The sequence below is a fragment of the Actinomadura oligospora ATCC 43269 genome, from assembly GCF_000518265.1.
In the GTDB taxonomy this organism is placed as follows: domain Bacteria; phylum Actinomycetota; class Actinomycetes; order Streptosporangiales; family Streptosporangiaceae; genus Spirillospora; species Spirillospora oligospora.
In genome coordinates this window covers 585,936-608,669 of the sequence record NZ_JADG01000004.1, presented here as the reverse complement: position 1 = coordinate 608,669, position 22,734 = coordinate 585,936, and the positions used below count along the sequence as shown (strand labels likewise).

17 protein-coding genes are annotated in these 22,734 nt (G+C 73.5%); 8 read left to right on the top strand and 9 right to left on the bottom strand.

Annotated features, from left to right (window positions below; genetic code table 11):
• Window positions 1-44 precede the first annotated feature (44 nt).
• Together P696_RS0107360 and P696_RS0107355 are read right to left on the bottom strand one after the other, a co-directional pair.
• A complete protein-coding gene (locus tag P696_RS0107360) occupies window positions 45-1,220 on the bottom strand; it encodes an NAD(P)/FAD-dependent oxidoreductase (protein ID WP_026411828.1) in 1,176 nt (391 codons plus the stop codon).
• A 118-nt stretch (window positions 1,221-1,338) separates the two neighbouring features.
• Window positions 1,339-1,635, bottom strand: a complete 297-nt coding sequence (locus tag P696_RS0107355) for a MazG-like family protein (RefSeq protein ID WP_026411827.1) — start codon at window positions 1,633-1,635, stop codon at window positions 1,339-1,341.
• A 148-nt stretch (window positions 1,636-1,783) separates the two neighbouring features.
• On the opposite strand from P696_RS0107355, the gene P696_RS0107350 reads away from it, so the two are divergent.
• Window positions 1,784-2,083, top strand: a complete 300-nt coding sequence (locus tag P696_RS0107350) for a hypothetical protein (protein ID WP_026411826.1) — start codon at window positions 1,784-1,786, stop codon at window positions 2,081-2,083.
• 53 nt (window positions 2,084-2,136) lie between these two features.
• Window positions 2,137-3,252 carry a zinc-binding dehydrogenase gene (locus P696_RS0107345; RefSeq protein WP_026411825.1) on the top strand — a complete coding sequence of 372 codons (1,116 nt, stop codon included), beginning with the start codon at window positions 2,137-2,139 and terminating at the stop codon, window positions 3,250-3,252.
• A gap of 17 nt (window positions 3,253-3,269) precedes the next feature.
• Here P696_RS0107345 and P696_RS0107340 read toward each other — a convergent pair whose 3' ends face one another.
• The 4 genes from P696_RS0107340 to P696_RS0107325 all read right to left on the bottom strand — a co-directional run bounded on the left by P696_RS0107340 (window position 3,270) and on the right by P696_RS0107325 (window position 10,254).
• Window positions 3,270-4,019 (bottom strand): DUF3109 family protein, encoded by a 750-nt coding sequence (locus tag P696_RS0107340; RefSeq protein WP_026411824.1) that lies wholly within the window; start codon window positions 4,017-4,019, stop codon window positions 3,270-3,272.
• An 86-nt stretch (window positions 4,020-4,105) separates the two neighbouring features.
• Window positions 4,106-5,557 carry an LCP family protein gene (locus P696_RS0107335; RefSeq protein WP_026411823.1) on the bottom strand — a complete coding sequence of 484 codons (1,452 nt, stop codon included), beginning with the start codon at window positions 5,555-5,557 and terminating at the stop codon, window positions 4,106-4,108.
• A gap of 379 nt (window positions 5,558-5,936) precedes the next feature.
• The gene (locus P696_RS0107330) at window positions 5,937-6,305 is read right to left on the bottom strand and encodes a DUF6542 domain-containing protein (protein ID WP_026411822.1); all 369 of its coding nucleotides are present in this window, start codon (window positions 6,303-6,305) and stop codon (window positions 5,937-5,939) included.
• Between the two features lie 250 nt (window positions 6,306-6,555).
• Entirely contained in the window at window positions 6,556-10,254 is a 3,699-nt protein-coding gene (locus P696_RS0107325) for a S8 family serine peptidase (protein WP_026411821.1), read from the bottom strand.
• A 163-nt stretch (window positions 10,255-10,417) separates the two neighbouring features.
• Between P696_RS0107325 and P696_RS0107320 the strand changes: the two genes are divergently transcribed.
• Window positions 10,418-11,413 (top strand): helix-turn-helix domain-containing protein, encoded by a 996-nt coding sequence (locus tag P696_RS0107320; RefSeq protein ID WP_026411820.1) that lies wholly within the window; start codon window positions 10,418-10,420, stop codon window positions 11,411-11,413.
• Between the two features lie 185 nt (window positions 11,414-11,598).
• Here P696_RS0107320 and argG read toward each other — a convergent pair whose 3' ends face one another.
• The gene (argG, locus tag P696_RS0107315; RefSeq protein WP_026411819.1) at window positions 11,599-13,038 is read right to left on the bottom strand and encodes an argininosuccinate synthase; all 1,440 of its coding nucleotides are present in this window, start codon (window positions 13,036-13,038) and stop codon (window positions 11,599-11,601) included.
• Between the two features lie 98 nt (window positions 13,039-13,136).
• The gene (locus P696_RS52120) at window positions 13,137-15,245 is read right to left on the bottom strand and encodes a WD40 repeat domain-containing serine/threonine protein kinase (RefSeq protein WP_051467021.1); all 2,109 of its coding nucleotides are present in this window, start codon (window positions 15,243-15,245) and stop codon (window positions 13,137-13,139) included.
• 174 nt (window positions 15,246-15,419) lie between these two features.
• Here P696_RS52120 and P696_RS43870 point away from each other — a divergent pair, with 174 nt between their 5' ends.
• The 4 genes from P696_RS43870 (at window position 15,420) to P696_RS0107290 (ending at window position 20,522) form a co-directional block, all read left to right on the top strand.
• On the top strand, window positions 15,420-18,191 hold the full coding sequence (locus P696_RS43870; RefSeq protein WP_051467020.1) for a bifunctional YncE family protein/alkaline phosphatase family protein: 2,772 nt from the start codon (window positions 15,420-15,422) through the stop codon (window positions 18,189-18,191).
• Complete coding sequence (locus tag P696_RS43865; RefSeq protein ID WP_034483383.1) at window positions 18,184-19,146, top strand: ABC transporter ATP-binding protein; 963 nt, start codon at window positions 18,184-18,186, stop codon at window positions 19,144-19,146. The genes P696_RS43870 and P696_RS43865 overlap by 8 nt, the downstream gene beginning before the upstream one ends.
• Complete coding sequence (locus P696_RS0107295) at window positions 19,143-20,000, top strand: ABC transporter permease (protein WP_026411818.1); 858 nt, start codon at window positions 19,143-19,145, stop codon at window positions 19,998-20,000. The genes P696_RS43865 and P696_RS0107295 overlap by 4 nt, the downstream gene beginning before the upstream one ends.
• Window positions 20,001-20,096: 96 nt before the next feature.
• Window positions 20,097-20,522: a hypothetical protein gene (locus P696_RS0107290; RefSeq protein ID WP_051467019.1), complete on the top strand. Its 426-nt coding sequence runs from the start codon at window positions 20,097-20,099 to the stop codon at window positions 20,520-20,522.
• 64 nt (window positions 20,523-20,586) lie between these two features.
• Here P696_RS0107290 and P696_RS0107285 read toward each other — a convergent pair whose 3' ends face one another.
• Window positions 20,587-21,162: a TetR/AcrR family transcriptional regulator gene (locus P696_RS0107285; protein ID WP_026411816.1), complete on the bottom strand. Its 576-nt coding sequence runs from the start codon at window positions 21,160-21,162 to the stop codon at window positions 20,587-20,589.
• A gap of 127 nt (window positions 21,163-21,289) precedes the next feature.
• On the opposite strand from P696_RS0107285, the gene P696_RS0107280 reads away from it, so the two are divergent.
• A complete protein-coding gene (locus tag P696_RS0107280) occupies window positions 21,290-22,684 on the top strand; it encodes an MFS transporter (protein ID WP_026411815.1) in 1,395 nt (464 codons plus the stop codon).
• The last annotated feature ends 50 nt before the right edge of the window (window positions 22,685-22,734 follow it).

The window sequence follows — 22,734 nt, the reverse complement described above, 5'->3', positions numbered from 1 at the left end:
CCGGGCCGCTGTCCCGGTCTGGCCGCCGTGTCCGGGTGTGGCGGTCAGAGGGACTCGCCCGCCTCGATGGCCTTGCGGAGGCGGGTCAGCTCCTTGGGGAAGTTCACCGTGGCCGCGCCCACGAGGACGTCGCCGCGGGTGAAGGCGACGGAGAACTTGCCGTCCTCGGGGGAGCCGGTGACGACGGTGCTCGCGTCCGCGAGGTGGGGGAGGCCCGCGTACTGGAGGCGGGTGCCGTGGACGCGGGTGCCGAGCGCCGGGACCTGGCCGAACGGGACGGCCTCGGACGGGCCGCGCAGCAGGTTCCGCGCGGCGGCGGCGCCCTGCTCGTTGGCGTTCGACCAGTGCTCGATCCGGACGGTCTCGTGCCCGAACGTGGCGTGCGGCCAGCGCGCCACGTCCCCGGCGGCGACGATGTCGCCGTGGCCGATCGCGAACAGGCGGGAGTCGGTCAGGACGCCGTCGTCCACGTGGAGGCCGCTGCCCTCGAGCCACTCGGTGTTCGGCGCGACGCCCGCCCCGACCACGACCAGGTCGGCCGCGACGACCCGGGAGTCGTCCAGCCGGACGCCGGTGACGCGGCCCGCCTCGCCGACCAGCTCGGCGACGCGGGTGTTGGTGACGAGCTCGACGCCGTTGGCGCGGTGGTGGTCCGCGAGCCAGGAGCCGACCGTCCGGCCGAGGACGCGGACCATCGGCTCGGCGGCGTCCACGATGGTGACCTCGTGGCCCGCCGCGCGGATGGTCGAGGCGACCTCGCCGCCGATGAACCCGCCGCCGATGACGACGACGCGTCCCTGGACGTCGGCGAGGGCCTTCCGCAGCTCCAGCGCGTGGTCGATGGTGCGGAGGACGTGCACGCCCGCGAGGGCCATCTGCTCCTCGGGCAGGCGGCGCGGACGGGCGCCCGTGGCGATCACCAGGCCGTCGTAGGGGAGTTCCGCGCGGTCGTCCAGCGTGACGGTCCGGGCCTCGGCGTCGAGCCGGACGGCGCTGCGCCCGCCCCGCCACTCCGCGTCGATCTCCTCGGAGCCGGGCAGGCTGACGTCGTCGTCGCCCTCCAGGACGCTCTTGGACAGCGGCGGCCGGTTGTACGGGCGGTGCGGCTCGGTCCCGACGAGGGTGAGCGCGCCCGCGAACCCCTCCTCGCGCAGGGTCGCCGCGGCGCGCAGCCCCGCCAGCGACGCGCCGACCACGACGATGCGCTCCTGATTACCCACTGCATGCTCCTCAGCTCGGATGACTGCCGAGGACAATACCCATAGGGGGTAGGTGTATGGAAGGTGTCCTGTGTCACAGTGGCGTCGGGTCGAGAACCGGAAATTGCCGCGCTCGGGGCTAGAGGCCGGCGCGCGAGGTGACCGCGGCGAGGCGTTCGTCCAGGGCGGCGCGTGCCTCGGCGGCGTCGCCGTCCGACATCGCGATCAGCGCGATTCCGGCGGTGACCAGCACGTCCGCCAGTTCCCGCCGGACGTCGTCGCGGCTGCCGTGCACGCCCTTGCGGGGGTTCTGGCCGGTCACGCCGATGTACGCCTGGACGGCCTCGCCGAACTCCTCCGCGATCTTCATGATGAGGGTCTGCTCGGGAATCCCGGCGAGGTACTCGTCGTGCAGTCGTGCGAGCTGCTCCCACATGACCGCCGAGCCTAGGGGCCGGACGCGGGCCCTTCACGGCCCCACGCGAGACCGGGCGGGGGATAGGGGACCCTACCGACGCAGAGGGGTTTCCCCATCCATGGTCATTTTCGGTTCCCGCAACGGATTACCGGGGCAAGTGCAGGGTGTGAATGACCGGAAGGACTGTCCCGCCTGCGACGGGGGCGGGGAACAGCGTCTCGGGCCGTTCCGGCTCGCCTGCTTCTTCTGTCGGGGTTTCGGACGCATCAACGAGAACGGCGGCGGGCGGCCACCGGCCCCCAGACGCGCCTACACCCCGGTGTGGGACCAACTCGGCGCGGAGATCATGCCCGGATGCCGGGCCTGCCTCGGCGTCGGGCGCGTCATCAGCCTCGGCGGGGACGTGCGCGGCGGAAGACCCGCGACCATGACGGAGGCGCCCTGCCCGGCCTGCGCCGAGTGCTGACGCGCCCGAGCGAGCGCTAGGCTGGGCCGCCTGCCGCACCCCGGGAGGGACCGATGAGGGCGTTCCGGACCACCGGCCCGCAGGAGCCCCCGCGCCTGGTCGACGTGGACGTCCCGCGCCCCGGACCAGGGCAGGTCCTCGTGCGGGTCACCGGATGCGGGCTCTGCCACTCGGACTTCACGATGATGCGGATGCCCGCGGAGATCGGCGAGGCCCTCGGCTGGCGCACGCCCTTCACCCTCGGCCACGAGACCGCCGGCCACGTCGTCGAACTCGGCGCGGACGTGACGGCCGAACACGGCGCGGGCACGACGGCCGGGGCCGACGCGGGTGCGGCGGCCGGAGGCGGCGCGGGTGCGACCGGTGGGGGCGTGAGGCCGGGGGACGCGGTGGCGCTGGTGTCGCCGTCGTCCTGCGGGACGTGCTGGTACTGCGCCCGCGGCCTGGACGCCTCGTGCCCGGAGGGCCTCGCCGGGCGCGGGTACGGCAGGGACGGCGGCCTCGCCGAGTACGTCCTCGTGGACGGCGTCCGCGCGCTGGTTCCGCTGCGCTCGCTCGACCCGGCGACGGCGGGGCCGCTCACCGACGCGGGCGCGACCGCCTTCCACGCCGTCCGGCGGGCGCTGCCGCGCGTCCACCCGGACGGGACGGCCGTCGTGATCGGCGCGGGCGGGCTCGGCGCGTTCGCCGTGCAGTTCCTCCGGGCGCTGAGCGGCGCGCGGGTCGTCGCGGTCGACGCGAACCCGGCCCGCCTGGATCTCGCCCGCGAGCTCGGCGCGGACGACGCGGTCCCCGGCGTGGACGACGCCACCGCCGCGCGGATCGCGGAGCTGACCGGCGGCCGGGGCGCGGACGCGGTCCTCGACTTCGTCGGCGTGGACGTCACGATCGCGGCCGGGGTCGCGATGGTCCGCCCGGCCGGGGCGTTCGGGCTGGTCGGGGCGTCCGGCGGGAGGCTGCGCGCGCCGTGGTTCGGCGGGCTGCCGCGCGACGGCGAGGTGTTCACCTTCCAGGGGTCCAGCATCGCCGACGTCCACGAGGTCGTCGCGCTCGCGGAACGCGGCGTCGTGCGCAACGACGTGGAGGTGTTCCCGCTCGACCGCGTCGAGGAGGCGTACGCCCGGCTCGACAAGGGCGACCTGCGCGGACGCGCCGTCGTCCAGCCCTAGGCCGCCGTCGGCCAGTCCTAGGTCGCGGGGTCGGCGGGGTGCGGGGCGAGGGGGAGGGGCGCGGCGAGGCGGTTCTCGCACATGTCGACCAGCACCTTGTACGCCGGTTCGCCCATGAGCTCCACCAGCTCGGGACGGTAGGTCACGTACAGCGGGTCGGCGGCGTGGTGCGCCGACCGCGCGCTCGTGCACCACCAGTGCAGGTCGTGCCCGCCCGATCCCCACGTGCCCCGCTCGTACTCGGTGATCGACACGACGAGGACGCGGGTGCCGTCCGGACGGTCCCGCCAGTCGAAGGTGCGCCGGATGGGCAGCTGCCAGCACACGTCGGGCTTGTACTCCAGTGGTTCGCGGCCGTCCCGGACGGCCTGCGCGTGGAGCGCGCACCCCACCCCGCCCTCGAACCCCGGCCGGTTCAGGAAGACGCACGCGCCCTGGACGACGCGGGTGCGCCGTCCGCCGCCCGGCGTGGACGCCGTGAACCCGTCGCGCGTCCCGGTGCGGTGGAACTGCCACGCCTCCGGGGTGAGCCGCGCGGCGTGCTCCGCGACGCGCTTCTCGTCGTCCTCGTCGCTGAAGTGCGCGCCGAGGGAGCAGCAGCCGTCGCTGGCGCGCCCCGCGACGATGCCCTGGCACCCGCCGGTGAACAGGCAGTTCCAGCGGGACGTCAGCCAGGTCAGGTCGCAGCGGAACACCTGCTCGGCGTCCGCCGGGTCGGCGAACTCGATCCAGGCGCGCGGGAAGTCCGGAGCTGCCTCGTCGTCCATCCGTCCACGTTCTCGCATGTCAGGGCCTGTTGGCCAGTGCCGTGGGCAACGGCGGGGTCAAGCGCGGGCCCGCGCTCGGCACGGTGTCAGTCGACGCAGGGGATTCCGCCGCCCTGGACCGCGCCGCCCTGCGCACCGGTCGTCGGCAGCGTCGCGGCCGGCGCGGGCCGGTGCTCGCCCGACGACGTCACGGACGGCACGTCGGCCGCGGGTCCGAGGACGATCCGCACCGTCCCCGCCGGGAGCGACGGGTCGGCGACGGCCTTCACCCCGAACATCCGCGCGATCTTCTTGCCTGCGGCCCGCGACGACCCGCCGTACCGGACGCTCGTGCGCGCACGCGGGGCGGCGTTCCCGACCTGCCCGGTCGTGTAGCCGTCCTGGGACAGCGCGCCCGCGACCTGGGCGGCCAGCCCGGCGCGAGCGCCGCCGTTCAGCACGTCCACGGTCGCCTTCGCGGCGCCGCCGACGTCGCTCGCGGCCGGGACCGGGGTGTGCTTCGGCGGGTCGAGCGTGTCGTGCACCATCGCGCGGATCTTCCCGGGGTTCACCAGGTTGACCGACTGCTGGTTGATGGTGTCGAAGCCCTCGATCGGCAGCGTGTGGAACTCGACGTTCCCGCCGGTCAGGCTCTTGGCCTGCTGCGCGAAGGCGAGGACGTCCCAGCCGGAGTCGATGACGACGTCCTTCTGGGCCACCTTGTACAGGCCCCGCATGCGGCCGAGGTCGCCGAAGATCCCGTCCTGCTTGAGCTTGTGCGCGACCGCCGCGAGGAACGCCTGCTGGCGGTGCGTCCGGTCGAGGTCGCCGTTGGCGAGGCCGTGGCGCTGCCGGACGAACGCCAGCGCCTCCGAGCCGTTCAGGTGCTGCCGTCCGGCGGGGAAGTCCGCGCCGGAGTAGTGGTCCCGGACGGGGTGCTTGAGGCAGACGTCCACGCCGCCGAGCGTGGTGGCGAGGTCGTAGAACCCGGCGAGGTTGACCTCGGCGAAGTGGTCGATCGGGACGCCGACCAGCCGCCGGACGGTCGAGATCGTGGCCTTCCGCGCCGCCTCGCGCCCGTCGTGCTCCAGCCGGTGCCTCCCGGTCTCGCCCCTGGCCTGGAGCTTCTCCTCGGTGAACGCCTTGGTGACGCCGTACGCCTCCTTGATCTTGCCGCGCTGCTGCGGCCCGACCGCGTCGGCGTACTCGACGTAGTCGTCGCGCGGGATGGAGAACGCGGTCGCCCTGCCGCCGTCGTCCGGGACGTGCAGCAGGATCAGGGTGTTGGTGTTGTAGCCGCCCACGCCCTCCTCGTTCACGCCGCGCGCGCTCCCCGCGTGCAGCTGCCTCAGGACGGCCTTCGGGAGCGGGTCGCCGTTCTGGTCCTTCCGCGAGTCGAGCCCGATGAGCAGGATGTTCGTCGCGCCGTCGGTGGACTTCGGGCCGTTCCCGATCGCGTGCGACGAGCCGAGCCCGCGCAGGCCGTTCAGGACAAAGTAGGACACTCCGCCCGCCAGTAGGATCACGGCGGCGGCGGCGCACGCGACGGCGTACGCCACGTTCCCCGCCGTCCTCAGCGCCCGTTCCCGCGGGGTCTGGCGGCGACGGTCCGGTGGACGCCTCCGGGGCGCGTCCGGACGTCCCCGCGGCGGCGCGCCGCCTCCGGAACGCCCCGTCCGTGATCCGCTCGCGGACGCGCGTCCCGCCGACCCGCGTCGTGGCGGACGGTCCGGGCCGCCCCGGTGCGCGGTCGGTCCCACTGTTCCCCTCCCGGTCGGCTCGCGCCACTTGCCGCTTGCCGCTTGCCGCTTGCCGTTGGCCGTTGGCCGTTGACCGACGACCTGTGGCCGACGACCTGTGGCCGACGACCTGTGGCCGACGGCCGACGGCCGGTTGTCGACGGCGGCGCGCCCGTGCGTGCGTCGTGTGCCCGTGTCCTCAGCGTGCCCGCGTGGTGGTCGTCCGTACCACGGTGACCGCCGCGACCAGCAGCGTCGCCGACGCCATCGCCACGAAACCGGCGCTGAGCCAGCGGCCCGCGGCGGTCGCCAGGCCCACCGGGTCGTCCATCTGCCCGGCGTCCCCGACGAGTCCCGCGAACGGGGCCGCGACCGCGTAGGCGAGCGGCGGCATGGGCAGCACGAGCCGGACGAACCGCGGGTCCACCAGGGACACGGCCAGCAGCGAGCCGACGACCAGGCAGATCCCGAGCACGAGGCCGGGGCCGCCGCGTCCGAGGCCGTCCACCAGCGCCCCGGCCAGCGTCAGCCCGCCCAGCAGCGCCCCCGCGCCGAGCCCGGTCAGCATCGGATCGATCCGTTCACGTGGCTTCCCCGCCGTCCCTGTGGCCCGTGGTGCTCGTCCGGGCCGCGCCGTCCAGCCTGTCAACGCTTAAGCATGAGCGCAAACATACATGTGATCATTCTGACCGACGCCCCGGCGCGTCCGCCCGCCGACACGGCGAAGCCCGGCCGGACTTGGGGGGAAGTCCGACCGGGCTTTGCGCGCGCTTCAGAGGACCGGCTCAGAGGACCGGCTCAGAGGACCGGCTCAGGGATCAGCTCAGGCCGAAGGCGCGGATCACCTCCTGCTTGACGGTGTTCCCCGCGTCGTCGCGCGCGGTGGCGCGGAGCGACACGAACGCGCCGGGGGTCCTCGGGTAGGAGACGCTGCCCTGCCATGCGGAGCCGCTGCGGGCGAGCGGTACCCGCTGCCAGGTCCCGCCGTCGTCGAAGGACACCTCGAGCGTGGCCTCGGTGGCCTTCTTGCCCGCGCCGACCGCGCCCGGCTGCTGCCAGGTGGTGAGGCCGAGGGCGCCGCGCGTCCCCGCCTTCGCGTTCCCGCCCAGGTCGGTGCCGACGTTGTAGCCGAGCTGGAGCAGCGGCAGCAGCGTCTTGGCGTCCGTGCTGGTCGTCGCGAACTCCCACGCGCTGTGCGTGGCGGTGGAGAGACGCCGGGACGTGTTCGTCGTGTCCTGTTCGAAGCGGTAGTGGGCCGGTCCGTCCACGTGCGGGACGGACCTCTGGATCGCCTGCGAGCTGGACTTGGCGACCAGCGTGCCGTTCTGGAACAGGCGCGAGGCGATCTGCGACCGGTCGTCGGCGCCCGTCGTGAGCGTGCCGCCGTCGGTCGGGACGTTCACCTGGAAGAAGTCGGCGCTCTGGAACGGGCCCCAGAAGCCCTGGCCGAGGCGCGGCCGGGTGACCGGCTCGAACCAGTCCAGCTTCGACGTGCCGGGGGTGTAGGCGCGGTTCTCGTAGCGCTGTCCCCAGCCGTCCGCGGTCTGCGCGTCGTCGTACCAGGTGTTGCCCTGCTCGGTGGACAGGTAGCTCACGCGCGCGCGGCCGAGGCCCTGCGGGTCGAACGGTCCCTGGCACGGCGGCCACTGGTAGTCGCGGCAGTCGCCGCGCGACTCGAACGCGACGCTCTTCGGGTCGCCGACGAACCGCTCGTCCACCCGGGCGAGGGTCTCGTCACGGACGTCCCACCCGAGCCCGGACGGGATGCCACCGGGATACGACCTGCTCAGGTCGTACTTGTACGGCGCGAACTCCACGGCCGAGCCGACGAGCCGCGCGCCCTTCGCCGCGCCCGCGAGCAGCCGCGCGCCCTCCGCCTGCGTCACCGACGCGACAGGGAGCCCGGACCCCAGGTAGTTCGTGAACCGCCCCGGACGGTCGTTCGCGACCAGCAGGAACGCCGCTCCGGCGGCCTGCGCGGCAGCCACCGCCTCGTCCGGGCCGACCGTGTCGCTCCGGGTGATCACGACGGCCGCGCCCTTGGCCTGGACGCCCTTGTACTCGTCCGCGCCGCCCTTCCCCGCGGACACGACCGGCAGGTCGACCTTGCCGTCCAGGCGCACCGAGCCCTGGAAGTAGAGCGGGTCGAGTCCGCCGATCCCGGCCGTTCCGGACACGGCCAGGTACGGCTTGGTCATCCGGTAGCGGACCGCGAAGTCGTACTTCCCGCCCCCGACCTTGCCGGTCGGCAGGGCGTACAGGTCGTCCACGCTGGGCGGGGCGGTGTAGGTCGTGGAGAACGTGGCGAACTGTCCACCGATGCCCGAGTCGTGGAATGACCCGATCCGCCGGTAGTCCGCGACCGACCGCTTCGGCGTCCTCACGGTGATGTGCGCCGCCTTGCGCGCGTCCAGCGTGAGCGTGGTGTCCTTGGCCAGGTTCAGGTGCGGGGCGCTCAGGAACGCGACGCCCTGCGAGCCGGGGCCGTGGTCGCCCGCGACCGCGACGTTCCCGCTCACCGAGTAGACGCCCGGGGCGAGCCGCAACTCGGGCACCGCGCCCGTGGCCGGGTCGGCGGTGACCATCTGGACGAACTGGTCGCCGTACCGGTACAGCGCGAGGTCGCCGCCGATGGGCTTGCCGTCGCGGCCGGTCAGCCTGATGTCCAGGTTGTAGCGCTCGTCCTCCCTGACCAGGCCGAGGGCCGTGTGCGCGACGACCTTGCCGTCCTGGTCGGCGGCGTCCACCTGGCCGGTGAAGTTCCCGGTGCCCGGCGCGTCGTCCGCGTCGGCCGTGACGTTCACGTCGGCGGTGCCGTGCGCCGGGACGGTCACCTGCGTCGTGGACAGCTTGAAGAGGTCCCCGGCGTCCTTGCCGTCCGCGCCGGTCGCGTGGGCGCTCAGCTTGAGGTCCCGCGCGGTGTCGCCGCCGTTGGTGAAGGTGACGGTCTTCGTGACCGGGTCCACGCCGGTGTGCGGCCACGCGTCGAAGCCGAAGAACTGCGAGCCGGTCGCGGACACGTCCCCGACCGCGCCGGGCAGCCAGAGCCGCCCGGAGCCGAGCTCGAACGCGGAGGCGCCCTTCAGCTCGGTCGAGGTGGACATGAGGGCAGCCTTGAGCTGCGGGGCCTTCCAGTCCGGATGCTGCTGGGCGAGGATCGCGGCGGCCCCCGCGACATGCGGCGTCGCCATGGACGTGCCGCTCATCCGCACGTAGCTGCCGCTGCCGGGCGAGTCCTTGGAGCGTGCGGCGATGATGTCCACGCCGGGCGCGGCGATGTCGGGCTTCATGCCGTGGTCGCCGCCGCGCGGGCCCATGCTGGAGAAGTAGGCGCGCTCATCGTTCGCGTCCACGGCCCCGACGGTCAGCGCCGAGTCGGCCAAGCCGGGACTGCTGACCGTGCCCTCGCCGCCGCTGTTGCCCGCGGCGATGACGAAGAGGGAGCCGGTCTGCGCGCTGAGCCGGTCCACGGCCTGCGCCATCGGGTCGCCCGCGACGGTGACGCTCGGGTCGCCGAGGCTCATGCTGACGACGCGGGCCTTGGACGCGGCCCACTCCATGCCCGCGATGATCCACGAGTCCTGGCCGTAGCCGTCGTCGCCGAGCACCTTGCCCATGACGACCCTGGCCTCGGGCGCGACACCGGACTGCTTGCCGCCCGAGGCCGCGCCCGTCCCGGCGATCGTGGACGACACGTGCGTGCCATGCCCGATCCTGTCCGTGATGTCCTGGCCGGGGACGAACGAGGTGCTGCCGTCGGCGACACGTCCGGCCATGTCCGGGTGCGTGACGTCCAGGCCGGTGTCGAGGACGGCGACCGTCGCGCCCGAGCCCTTCTGGCCCTTCTGCCACACCTCGGGCGCGCCGATCTGCGGGTTGCCGACCTCGTCGGACGCCTTCACCTTGCCGTCCAGCCAGACCTTGCCGAGACCGCCCGCCAGAGCGCGTGGCGCGACGCCCTTCGCGGCCGGGGCGATCGACGTCCAGAACGCCCTGGCCTGGCCCTTGCCGATCTGGATCGCGGCGCCGTTGATGCTCGGCAGGTCGCGCTTCTTCGCCGCGCCCGCCGGGACGGACCGGGCGGCCCGTCCGCCGTACAGGGCGATCAGCGGCAGTCCGGCGCCCGCCTTGTCGGTGTATCCGAACCGGACGAGCTTGCTGACGTTGAACAGCTCCCGGTCGAGCCTGCCCGCGGCCAGCAGCGGACGGGCGGCGTCCGGGATGACGTAGGTGTCGCGGCCGACCGACTGCGTCTCGGATCCGCCGGTCGAGCCGGGCGCGGGTTCGACGGTGGTGACGGCCTTTCCGTCCGGGGTGGCGCCGAGGGTGACGACGTCGCCGGTGATCAGCGTGACCGAGGCGGTGGCGCGGGCGTCGGCGGTCTTCGGGGTCGTGGGGGCGGGGGAGGGGGTGGGTGCGGCGGGTGTGGCGGCGAGCGCGGGGGACGCGACGCCGACCCCGAGGGCGACCGCGACCGGCAGCAGGGCCGCCGGCAGGCCGCGGGAGGGTGTTCTCAAGGGAACCTCCGGGGGCTACGGGTGATCACCCCGAGGATCATGGCGGGACCCCGACACCCTCAATACGGAGATCGTGGCGGTTATGCGTCATGGCGTGTTCCCGTCATCACGCCTTGGCCAGGTTTGGCGCGGACGCGCCAGGGACACCTGCGATGCTGACCGCGTGTTCGGACTCACCCCCGACGAGACGTTCGCCTACCGCGAGCTGATCGCCGTCCCCTCCGCGTCCGCGGCCGAGCTGGCCGTCCGGCTGCGGCTCTCCGCCGCCGAGACCCGCGCGCTGCTCACCACCCTCGAACGGCGCGGCCTCGCCTCCCACGACAGCCAGGACCTCGCCCGGTTCGTCGCCGCGCCGCCCGCCGCAGCGCTCGGCGCGCTGCTGGTCGAGCAGCGCAACGAGATCAAGCGCGCCGAGCTCCAGATCGACGCGCTGCAGGAGGTCTACCAGGCCGCCTCCGCCCGCCGCGGCATCTCCGGCCTGATCGACGTGGTGCAGGGGCAGCGGCAGGTCGCCGAGCGGTTCCGGCTGCTGCAGATGGGCGCCGAGAGCGAGGTGCTGGCGTTCGTCAAGGCGCCCGCGACGGCGGTCAGCGCGGCGGAGAACACCGCCGCCGAGCAGGCCGCGCTCGCGCGGGGCGTCCGCTACCGGGTGGTCGCCGAGCGCGCCGCGCTGGAGGAGCAGGGCGGGATCCAGGCGGCGCTCGCGACCATCCCGGAGGGCGAGCGGGTCCGCCTCGTCGGGACGGTCCCGCTCAAGCTGATCATCGTGGACCGGCGCGCCGCGTTCCTGCCGATCCTCGCCACCCCCGGACCCGACGGCGCGGGCGCGCTCGTCGTCCACGAGTCCGCGCTGCTGGACGCCCTGCTCGCGCTCTTCGAGGCCGAGTGGATGCGGGCCACCCCGATCCGCACCCCGGCCCACGGCGAGGACGCCCCCGGCGCCCGCGCCGCGACCCCGCTGGACGAGACCGACGCAGAACTCCTCGAACTGCTGCTCGCGGGCTACACCGACGACGCCGTCGCCAAGCAGCTCGGGATCTCGCTGCGGACCGTCCAGCGCCGCATCGCCGGGCTGATGGCCCTCGCGGGCGTCCAGACGCGCATGCAACTCGGCTGGCACGCCGCCACGCAGGGCTGGCTCGACCCCGCCCCGAACTGACGCCACCGAACGCGCCCGGAACCGCCGACCCGAACCCGCCTGCACGGCACCCCGGACGCGCCGGGGCGGCTACCCGAACGCGCCTGGACGGCGACCTGGAACACGACGGTGCCACGTTCCCGCGGGGCGGGAACGTGGCACCGGTCGTCCTGGGTGGGCAGGTTCTGAAGGGGCGGCCTCGCGGGTCAGTCGGTGCCGAACTCCATGGCGGCGCTGTCGAGCAGCTCGTCCCCGCCGGTGGCCTTGCCGCGCGAGGCGATGGACTCCGCGCCGCCCTCCGGCATCGGGCCGATCAGCGCGGTGCCCGCGCCGCCCGGGACGGCCGGGTGGGACGCGCCGACCACGCCGATCCCGGCGTACTGCTCGAGCCGGGCGCGGGAGTCGGCGATGTCCAGGTTCCGCATGGTCAGCTGGCCGATCCGGTCGACCGGGCCGAACGCCGAGTCCTCGGTGCGCTCCATGGACAGCTTGTCCGGGTGGTAGCTGAGCGCGGGTCCGGTGGTGTCGAGGACCGAGTAGTCCTCGCCGCGCCGCAGCCGCAGCGTGACCTCGCCGGTCACGGCCGAGCCGACCCAGCGCTGGAGCGCCTCGCGCAGCATCAGCGCCTGCGGGTCGAGCCAGCGGCCCTCGTACATGAGCCGCCCGAGCCGCCGTCCCTCGCTGTGGTAGGTGGCGATCGTGTCCTCGTTGTGGACGGCGTTGACGAGCCGCTCGTAGGCGGCGTGCAGCAGCGCCATGCCGGGAGCCTCGTAGATGCCGCGGCTCTTGGCCTCGATGACCCGGTTCTCGATCTGGTCGGACATGCCGAGCCCGTGCCGTCCACCGACCGCGTTGGCCTCCAGCACCAGGTCGACGGCCGAGCCGAACTCCTTGCCGTTGATCGTGACCGGACGGCCCTGCTCGAAGCCGACGGTGACGTCCTCGGCGGGGATCTCGACCGCGGGGTCCCAGAACCGGACGCCCATGATCGGCTCGACCGTCTCGACGCCCGCGTCCAGGTGCTCCAGGGCCTTGGCCTCGTGCGTGGCGCCCCAGATGTTGGCGTCGGTGGAGTAGGCCTTCCCCGCGCTGGCCCGGTAGGGCAGCTCGCGCTCGGTCAGCCACTCCGACATCTCCTGCCGGCCGCCGAGCTCGCCGACGAACGCCGCGTCCAGCCACGGCTTGTAGATCCGCAGCGACGGGTTGGCGAGCAGGCCGTACCGGTAGAACCGCTCGATGTCGTTGCCCTTGAAGGTGGAGCCGTCGCCCCAGATCTGCACCCGGTCCTCGAGCATGGCGCGGACCAGCAGGGTGCCGGTCACGGCCCGCCCGAGCGGGGTGGTGTTGAAGTAGGCGCGACCGCCGGACCGGATGTGGAACGCGCCGCAGGCCAGCGCGGCCAGGCCCTCCTCCACGAGGGCGGCGCGGCAGTCGACCAGGCGCGCGACCTCCGCGCCGTAGAGCGTGGCGCGGCCGGGCACGGACGCGACGTCGGGCTCGTCGTACTGGCCCAGCTCGGCCGTGTACGCGCAGGGCACCGCGCCGTTCTCGCGCATCCAGGCCACCGCGACCGAAGTGTCGAGGCCGCCGGAGAAGGCGATCCCGACGCGTTCACCGACGGGCAGGGAGGAGAGCACCTTGGACATAGGAAGAGTATGCACTGCTCTGCATGAACATTCAACGCGTTCCGCGATTTCCCGTCTGTGTTTTTCCTCAAACCCGTCCGCGGGCGGTGTGAGCGGGGTTACAGACCCGTCCAGAGAACCGGCTTTGCGGCCCCTGAGCTGAGCATTTTCGTCCCGTCCGCGTTGAGCGCCACGCTCATGCAGTGGTGCGGCGTGGTGAGCAGCTTGAGCTGGGTCTTCGACGCCACGTCCCAGACGCGGATGGTCCCCTGGTAGTTGGAGCCCCCGTCGTCCCCGCCGCTGGCGAGCCGCCTGCCGTCCCCGGAGAACGCCACGGCCGTGACGCTCTTGTGGCCGGGGAGCTGCGCCAGTTCGGTGCGCGTCTGGACGTTCCAGAGCCGGACCATGTTCCCGTCCGTGCCGCCGTACTCGCCGACCGCGAGCGTCCGGCCGTCGGGGGAGAACGCCACCGAGGTGGCCGAGGGCGTGCCGAGGTCGGCGATCCGCGCCCCGGTCACCCCGTCGTACAGCCGGACGAACTGGTCCGCGCCGCAGGTGGCGACCATGCGCCCGTCCGGCGCGAACGCGGTCGAGTACAGCTCGCCGGGGTACTTGTCCTTGCGCGCGAGCCGGGTCACCAGGCGGCCGGACGAATCCCAGAGGAACCCGCCGTCCTGGCCGGCGGCGGCGATCCGGTCGCGGGTCGACCACGCCACGCCCATCGCCCGCTTCGCCGGCCCGGTCAGCGTGGCGACCGCCCTTCCGTCGGGGACGGAATAGAGCCGCACCTTCCCGTCCGTGCAGGCCAGGGCGACGACGCGGTTGTGCGGCGAGAAGGCGATCTCGTTCGCGCCGTCCTTGCCGCCGTCCAGCCGCGCCAGCCGAGCGCCGGACGTCCCGTCATAGATCCCCGCGCACTGGGAGCCCGTCCCGGACGACCACCCGGCGACGGCCATGTACTTCCCGTCGGGGGAGAACTTGGTGCTGCGCAGCTCGTAGACGTCGACGCCCTCCAGCAGCTTCCACGTGCCGCCGGTCGGATCGCCCTCCCCGAGCCCGGTGGCCTTCTTGAACGCGTTGGCCGCCGAACCCCCGCCGCCGAGCTCCTTCCAACCGAGGACCCCCACGCCGCCCGCGACCAGCGTCCCCGCGACGGCCGCGAGCACCGCGCGCCGCCGCACCTGCTGCTGCCCGGCCCCCGACCGAGCCAGCGGCGGCACCGTCACCGGCGCAACCGGAGCCCCGGGCACGGTCGGCGCCACACCAGGCCGAGCGTCCATCACCCCCTGTGCGGGGACCGGGGCCGCCGGGGGCATGGCGGGTTGGGGGCCCTGGATGCCGGGCTGGGGTGGGGGTGCGGCGGGTGGGTGGACCGGTGTCGCGCGCTGGACGACCGGTGGGGCGAGCGGGGGTGGGGGGACGGGGCTCTGGACGATCCGGAGTTCCGCGAGGAGCTGGGCGGGGGTGGGACGTCCGGCCGGGTTCTTGGTGAGGCAGCGCGTGATGACACCGGCGAGGAACGGGTCGACGCCGTCCAGGTCCGGGTCGCGGCTGACGACGCGGTGGACGATCGCGCCCGGGCTGGACGCGTCGAACGGCCCGCGCCCGGTGCACGCGAACGCGAGGACGCCGCCGAGGGAGAAGACGTCGCTGGGCGGGCCCACCTCGTCCGCCTCGATCTGCTCGGGGGACATGTAGGCGAGCGTGCCGATCACCGCGCCGGTCGCGGTCATCGCGCTCGCGTCGAGCGCGCGGGCGATGCCGAAGTCGATGATCCGGGGGCCGTCCTCGGCGACGATGATGTTGCCCGGCTTGAGGTCGCGGTGGACGAGCCCGCACGCGTGGATCGCGGCGAGCCCCTCGGCGAGGCCCGCGCCCAGCTCGCGGACGCGGTCCGGCGGCAGCGCGCCCTGCCCGGCGACCAGCGCCTGGAGGGACGGCCCCGGAACGTAGGCGGTCGCCATCCACGGCGACGCGGCCTCCGGGTCGGCGTCCACGACCGACGCGGTGTAGAAGTCGTTCACCTTGCGCGCGGCCTCGACCTCGCGGGCGAACCGCGCGCGGAACCGCGGGTCGGCGGCGTGCTCGGCGCGGATGACCTTTACCGCGAGCCGCCGTCCGGCGGGGGTTTCGGCCAGGTACACCTGGCCCATGCCCCCCGCGCCGAGGCGGCTCCGGACCCGATACGGGCCGACCTTTTCCGGATCTTCCGGTCCCAACGACTCCATGCAAAGGGACGATAGCGTTCTTCTGGTTGTCCGAGACGCCCGGGGATATGGGGTGATCTGGGGGCTTCGGTGGCGAGTGGGGGAGTTCACCGGGACTTCACGCGGCGTTGCGGGGGGCGTCCCGGAGGCGGGTCTACCTTCACGGGGCAGTCCGCCCAAGATCCGGAGACCCTGATGCGCCGGAAGTCCCTCCCCCTCCCCCTCCTCGGCACCGCGGCCGCCGTGCTCGCGGTGTCGACGGCCGCGTACGCGGCCGGTTCCGGGGGCGCGAACAAGCCGCTGACCGACCACCTGGTCGGACGCCAGTCGGACGGTTCCGTCCTCACCTCGAACAACCAGTACGTCACCCCCGCCGGAGTCAGCATCGAGCAGTCCGGACGGCCCATGGACATGGCCGTCCGGCCCGACGGCAGGACCGCCGTCGACCTCACCAAGTCCGGCGGCGGCCTGTTCACGGTCGTGGACCTGGCCGACCACAAGGTCCTGCAGCAGTACACCCCGCCGAAGGGCGTGGGCAGCGGCAACATCGGCGTGACCGGCCTGCTGTACTCGCGGGACGGCGACACGCTGTGGGCCACGCAGGCCAAGAACATCCTGCGGTTCACGGTCGCGGCCGACGGCAGGCTCAGCGCGCCGGTCAGCGTCGCGATCCCGGCCGACGCGTCCGTGCCGAAGGGCCCGGACGGCAGCGCCGCGCAGCCGCTCCCGACCGGCCTCGCCTGGGCCCCCGACGGCAAGCACATCGTCGTCGCGTTCAGCGGCTGGGACCGGATCGCCGTCCTCGACCCGGAGACCGGTACGTTCGGCGCTCCGACCAAGGTCGGGGTCGCGCCGCGCGACGTGGTCATCGTCGGGCAGCACGCGTTCGTCGGTAACGAGGGCGGCCGCGTCCCCGGCGCGGGCGACCACACCAACCTCAGCTACGACTCGCCCGTCGTCGCCGACGCCCGCGACGGCCGCGCGAACAACGGCACGGTGTCCGAGGTCGACATCGCGTCCGGCGAGGTCGTCCGGACCTACAAGGTCGGGCTCGACCCGTCCAGCCTGCTCGCGCACGGCACCGAGGTGCTGGTCACCAACTCCAGCGACGACACGGTCTCGGTGCTCGACACCACCCGTGGACGCGTCGTCCGGACGTTCAACGTCAACCCGCTGCCCGGCCAGCCGTACGGCAGCTCACCCAACGCGCTGGAGTTCCTCGACTCCACGCACCTGGCGGTCAGCCTGGGCCGGAACAACGCGGTCGCCGTCTACAAGTACGCGGGCGGCCACCGCGAGCCCGCGTTCGACGGCCTGATCCCGACCGGCTGGTATCCCGGAACGCTCCACTGGGACGCGGCGCTCGGCAAGCTCGTCGTCGCGAGCCAGGCGGGCGTCGGCGCGCTCGGCCCGGACCGGACGATCAGCCAGGGCCCCGGCACCACCCCGGCCACCGGCCGCCAGGTGTACGCCGACGTCGGCACGATCGGCCTGATCGACCGGCCGACGCCGAAGGAGATGGCCGCCTACACCTCCAAGGTGTTCGCGAACAACCAGTGGCACGGGCTGAAGGAGCGCAACAGGAAGGGCTCGAGGAACGCGCGGCCCGTCGCGGTCCCGGTGCGCACCGGCTCCCCGTCCAAGATCAAGCACGTGTTCGTGATCGTCCGCGAGAACCGGACCTACGACCAGGTCTTCGGGGACGACCCGCGCGGCAACGGCAGGGCCGACCTCGCGCAGTTCGGGCAGAAGGTCACGCCGAACGCGCACGAGCTGTCGAAGCGGTTCCCGCTGATCGACAACCTGTACTCGGACGGCACGAACTCGGCGTCCGGGCACACCTGGCTGGACGCGGCGTTCGTCAACGACTACCTGGAGCGGTCGTACGCCAACTACGTCCGCGACTACGGCCAGCCGGACGCGATGGTGTACCCCAAATCCGGGTTCCTGTGGGACAACGCGATGGCGCACGGCCTGGACGCGAAGGTCTGGGGCGAGTACGCCGAGTGGTTCACCAACAAGGAGACCGGCAAGGACTGCGGCGGCAGCTGGCAGCAGTGGTACCAGGACTCCAAGATCCTCGAGGGGAAGGCGCAGGGCGACCCGCACATCCCGATGGGGACCTGCGCCACCAGGACCGACGTCCCGTCGCTCGCCAAGATCCTGTCGCCGGACTTCCCGAACTTCCAGACCTACATCCCTGACCAGTACCGCGCCGACATCTTCCAGCGCGACCTCGCCGGATTCGAGAAGAGCGGCAAGCTCCCGGCGCTGAACATGCTCTGGGTGATGGACGACCACACCAACGGCGTCACCCCCGGCTACCCGACGCCGTCGGCGATGGTCGCCGACAACGACCTGGCCACCGGCCGGATCATCGACTCCATCTCGCACTCCAAGTTCTGGAAGGACAGCGCGGTCTTCGTCGTCGAGGACGACTCCCAGAACGGCGTCGACCACGTCGACGGCCACCGCAACGTCACGATGATCGCCAGCCCGTACGCCAAGCGCGGCGCGGTCGACCACACCTACTACAGCCAGATCAACGTGACCCGCACGATCGAGCAGATCCTCGGCCTGCCGCCGATGAACCAGCTCGACCTCGCCGCGGTGCCGATGTACGACGCGTTCACCGACAAGCCGGACTTCACGCCGTACACGGCGGTGCCGAACCAGATCCCGCTGGACACGATGAACAAGTCGGCGGCGCAGGTCGGCGACCCGATGGAGAAGGCGTGGCTGACCTGGTCGCAGAAGCAGGACTTCCAGTCCGAGGACAACCTCGCGTTCGCCCCGTTCAACCGGCTGACCTGGTACGCCAGCACCGGGTGGAAGCGTCCCTACCCGGGTGACCCCAAGGTCATGACGCCGGACGAGGTGCTCACGCGGTTCCCGCAGAACGCCCCCCAGGACACCGGCGACACCGACCTGCCGCGCAACCGGGCGCAGGTCCCGCACCATGGCTGACGCCCCCTCCGCGGCCCCCGTCGAAGCGCGTGGCCTCGCCAGGCGCTTCGACGGGACCGTCGCCGTGGCCGGGCTCGACCTCACGGTCGGGCCCGGCCGGGTGCACGGCCTCGTCGGGCCCAACGGGGCCGGGAAGACGACGCTGCTGTCGATGCTGCTCGGCCTCGTCCGCCCGGACGCCGGGACGCTCCGCCTGTTCGGCCGCACGCACGCCGAGCACCGCGCCCGCGCCCTCGACGGCGTCGCCGGGTTCGTCGAGGCCCCGCGCTTCTACCCGTACATGACCGGCCGCGCGAACCTCGAACTGCTCGCCGGGCTGGACGGCGGCGACGCCCGCGACCGGATCGCGGCGGCGCTGGAGACGTCCGGGCTCGGGGACGCGGCGAAGGCCAAGGTCGGCGGCTACTCGGTCGGCATGCGGCAGCGGCTCGGCATCGCCGCGTCGCTGCTGCGCGCCCCGCGCCTGCTGATCCTGGACGAGCCGACCAGCGGCCTCGACCCGGCGGGCATACGGGACGTCGCGGACCTCGTCCGGCGGCTCGCCGCGGACGGCGTCGCGATCCTGCTGAGCAGCCACGACATGGACGAGGTCGAGGACCTCTGCGACGACGTCACCATCATGAACGCGGGCACGGCCGTGTTCGACGGGACGATGGCCGAGCTGCGCGACGGCGCGCCCGCGCCCGAGTTCCGCCTGACCACCGGCGACGACGACGCCGCGCTCGCGCTGGCGTCCGGCTCGCCGGGCATCGAGATCACCGGGGACGGCGGCGGCCCGCTGTCGGTGCGCGCGACCCGCGACCGCCTGGACGAGTACGTCGTCGACCTCGGCCGCGCCGGGATCCCCGTCCGGTCCCTGACCCTCCGCACGTCCGCGCTGACCTCGCTGTTCTTCGACCTCACGGGCGGCGCGCCGGCGGCGGACGCCCCGACCCTCGAGAAGGTCCCCGCATGACCGCGCTCGACGTCCGTCCCGCCACCCCCGTCGCGGCGCGCGGCGGGACGCTGGTCGTGTACCGCTGGGAGACGGCCAAGCTCGTCCGGCAGGTCCGGACGCGGCTGGTCGCGCTCGCCTGCGTCGTCGCGCCGTTCCTGTTCGCGGCGGCGCTGGAGATCCAGACCACCACGCCGCAGGACACCCTGTTCGGCCGGTGGGTGCACGACAGCGGCTTCGCCGTCCCGCTGGTGGTGCTCGGCTTCGCCGGGCAGTGGGCCTTGCCCGCGCTGACCAGCGTCGTCGCCGGGGACATCTTCGCCGGCGAGGACCGGCACGGTACCTGGCGGACGATCCTGACCCGGTCCCGCAGCCGCGCGCAGGTCTTCGCGGGCAAGACGCTCGCCGCGCTGACCTACGCCGTCGTCGTGACCGTCCTGCTCGGGGCGTCCAGCCTGCTCGCGGGCGTCCTGGTGGTCGGCCGCCAGCCGCTCGTCGGGCTGTCCGGGACGCTGATCGGGCCCGGCCACGCCACCGCGCTCGTCCTGGCGGCCTGGGCGTCGGCCCTGCCGCCCGTGCTCGCCTTCACCGGACTCGGCCTGCTCCTGTCGGTCGCGGGCCGCAACGGCGCGCTCGGCATCGGCGGCCCCGTCGTGATCGGCCTGGTCATGCAGCTCGCCGCGATGGTCGACCTGCCCGTCCCCGTCCGGACGCTGCTGCTCAGCACCCCGTTCGCCGCCTGGCACGGCCTGTTCGCCGACCCGCCCTTCCGAGGCCCGCTCCTGTGGGGCGCGCTCGTCAGCGCCGCCTACCTGCTCGTGTCCGTCGGCGGCGCGTACGCCCTGCTCCGCCGCCGCGACATCACCGGAGGATGACCCGTGCGAACTCACCGGAGCAGGGGCTCCGCGCGCAGCGCAAACGGCTCCACGCGCGGCGGCAGGGCCGCTGTGCGCCGGGGCGTGGCTCTCGCAGTGGCCGCGTTTGTCGCGCTGCCCGCGCTCGCCGGATGCGACACGACGGCCGTCGACCGCGACCGCGTGAACGCCGCCGTCGCCCCGACGTTCGCGAACCTGTACGTCCTCCAGCAGCAGTTGCGCGGACGGAAGGTCGCCGCCGCCACGCTCAAGGCCCGCGCCGACTGCGCGCGGGGAACCGGGCCCAACGCGTCCACGCGCGGCGCGGGCGACGACTGGACGTGCACGCTGTCCTGGTTCAACGCGGGCCCGGCCGTCACCGCGACCGCGAACTACCAGCTGCACGTCAAGCCGGACGGCTGCTACACCGCCGACGGCGACGGCCCGTCCGACCTGAACGGCACCCCCACCCTCACCGCCTCGGACGGCGCGACCGTCACCAACCCCCTCTGGCGCTTCGACGGCTGTTTCGACATCTCCTGAGCCAGGGCGTGTCTCAAAGCCACCTGGACGCCGCTCGCCACGGGTGCCGACTTCGAGACACGCCCTAGAGGGCGATGCCTTCCAGGATGTGGGTCAGGAAGCGCGTGCTGCCGTCGCGGTCGGGCGTGGCGTTCTCGCGCAGCCAGGCGGCGGCGAGCAGCAGGTCGAACAGCTCCTCCGGCGTCAGGTCGGCGCGGACCCGGCCCGCCGCCTGGGCGGCGCGCAGCAGTTCGGCGCCGCTGTCGTGCATGGCGTCGCACATGGTGTGGGACGGCGTGCCCTCGTCGTACCAGCTCTGCGTCAGGATTCCGACCAGCCCGCGGAACGTGCTGAAGTGCCGTACGGCGTCGTCCATCCAGGCGGTCAGTGCGGCCAGCGGATCGTCGCCTGCGGAAAGCTCCTCGGCACGCCGGACCAGCAGCGACAGGCCGTCCCGCGTCGTGGCCTCCACGAGGGACGCGCGGCTGGGGAAGTGCCGGTACAGCGTGCCGATCGCGACGCCCGCGCTGGCCGCGACGTCCTCCAGGGACGCCTCGGAGCCGTGCCGCTCGAAGGCCCGGCGGGCGGCGCCGAGGATCGCGTCGTAGTTGCGCTGGCCGTCCGCGCGTTTCGGACGCTGCGCGATGTGCGGGTGCGGCAAGGCTCCTCCACGGGTTCCGATTGACAAGCTGAGGATACCTCAGCTTAGCTGGGGCCCCTCAAGTCGAGTCAGCCTCAGGTTCTGTCCGCGGATCTAACCTGAGGCATCCTCACCCTTTGGAGGGTCGATGAGCACGGAGACGGTGCGGGACACGGTCCCGGCCGGAGGCGTCCGGGACCGGGCGTGGGCCCTGGTCCTGGTCGCGATCGTCGGCGCGGAGTTCATGCTCCAGCTGGACGGCACGATCGTGAACGTGGCCCTGCCGACCCTCCAGGACGACCTGGGCCTCACGGCGGCCTCGGCGTCCTGGGTCCCGAACGGGTTCCTCCTCGCCTTCGGCGGCCTGCTGCTCCTCGCGGGACGGCTCGGCGACGTCCTCGGCCACCGGCGCGTGTTCCTGACCGGGATCGGCCTCGTCGTGGCCGCGTCGCTCGTCGCCGGGCTCGCGCCGGACCTGCCCGTCCTGCTGACCGGCCGGGTCCTCCAGGGCGCGGGCGCGGCGCTCGCCGGGCCGACCGGCCTCGCCCTGCTCGCCACCCTCTTCGAGGGCGCGCGGCAGCAGCGCGCGTTCGGGCTCTACTCGACGGTGAGCGGGCTCGGCGCGTCCGCCGGGATGGTCGTCGGCGGCGTCCTCACCTGGCTGGGGGACTGGCGCTGGAGCCTGCTGGCGAACGTTCCCGTCGGGCTCGTCCTGCTGGCGGTGGCCGCGCGGGTTCTGGGAGTCCGGGACGAGAACGTCCGGTCGCGCGCGCTCGGAGTGCCGTCCGCGCTCCTGGTCACGGGCGCGCTCGTCACGGCCGTGTACGCGCTCGTCCACGCCGCCGAGAAGGGCTGGGGCGACGCGCCGACCCTGACCGCGCTCGGCGTGTCCGCCGCGTTCTGGACGGCCCTGTTCGTCCTCGACCGCCGGACGGACGAACCGCTCCTGCCCGTCGCCCTCTTCGCCGACCGGAGCCGGGCGGGCGCCGTGCTCAGCCTGCTGCTGCTCGCGGCCGTCCTGACCGGTTTCCTCGTCTACCTCGTCCTGTACCTCCAGGACGTCCAGCACATGAACGCGCTGAGGAGCGGCCTGGCGATGCTGCCCTACGGCGTCGCGGTGCTCGTCACCACACAGCTGCTCACCCGGCACGTCGCCAAGATCGACATGAGGGTGCGCGCGCCCGGCGGCCTCGTCCTCGTCCTCGCGGGCGTGCTGTGGCTGACCCGCCTCTCCGGCACGAGCGGCTACACGGCGGACGTCCTGCCCGCGCTCGTCCTGATGGGAGCGGGCGTCGGCCTCGCGATCATCCCGATGAACATGATCGTCCTGACCACCGCGCCACCCGAGTTCGCCGGAGTCACCGCGGGCGTGCTGCAGACCGCCCTGACCATCGGCGGCTCCCTCGGCCTGGCCGTCCTGCTCATCCCGTTCACCCACGGCGGGGAGGACGTCTCCGGGGTGTTCGCCTGGTCGTCCGCCGGGCTCGTCCTGGCCCTCGCGATCCAGCTCCTGGCCTGGTTCGGCCCGGGCGCGCGCGAGTGAGCGCGGGGACTGGTGACGGGCGCGGGCCTCCCGTAGATTCGGCGCGACCA

Bases quoted from the DNA above. Each gene is read 5' to 3' on its own strand.
- P696_RS0107355 (WP_026411827.1), bottom strand. From the start codon at position 1,635: ATGTGGGAGCAGCTCGCACGACTGCACGACGAGTACCTCGCCGGGATT.
- P696_RS0107345 (WP_026411825.1), top strand. From the start codon at position 2,137: ATGAGGGCGTTCCGGACCACCGGCCCGCAGGAGCCCCCGCGCCTGGTC.
- P696_RS0107340 (WP_026411824.1), bottom strand. From the start codon at position 4,019: ATGGACGACGAGGCAGCTCCGGACTTCCCGCGCGCCTGGATCGAGTTC.
- P696_RS0107330 (WP_026411822.1), bottom strand. From the start codon at position 6,305: ATGCTGACCGGGCTCGGCGCGGGGGCGCTGCTGGGCGGGCTGACGCTG.
- argG (WP_026411819.1), bottom strand. From the start codon at position 13,038: ATGTCCAAGGTGCTCTCCTCCCTGCCCGTCGGTGAACGCGTCGGGATC.
- P696_RS52120 (WP_051467021.1), bottom strand. From the start codon at position 15,245: ATGGAGTCGTTGGGACCGGAAGATCCGGAAAAGGTCGGCCCGTATCGG.
- P696_RS43870 (WP_051467020.1), top strand. From the start codon at position 15,420: ATGCGCCGGAAGTCCCTCCCCCTCCCCCTCCTCGGCACCGCGGCCGCC.
- P696_RS43865 (WP_034483383.1), top strand. From the start codon at position 18,184: ATGGCTGACGCCCCCTCCGCGGCCCCCGTCGAAGCGCGTGGCCTCGCC.
- P696_RS0107295 (WP_026411818.1), top strand. From the start codon at position 19,143: ATGACCGCGCTCGACGTCCGTCCCGCCACCCCCGTCGCGGCGCGCGGC.
- P696_RS0107280 (WP_026411815.1), top strand. From the start codon at position 21,290: ATGAGCACGGAGACGGTGCGGGACACGGTCCCGGCCGGAGGCGTCCGG.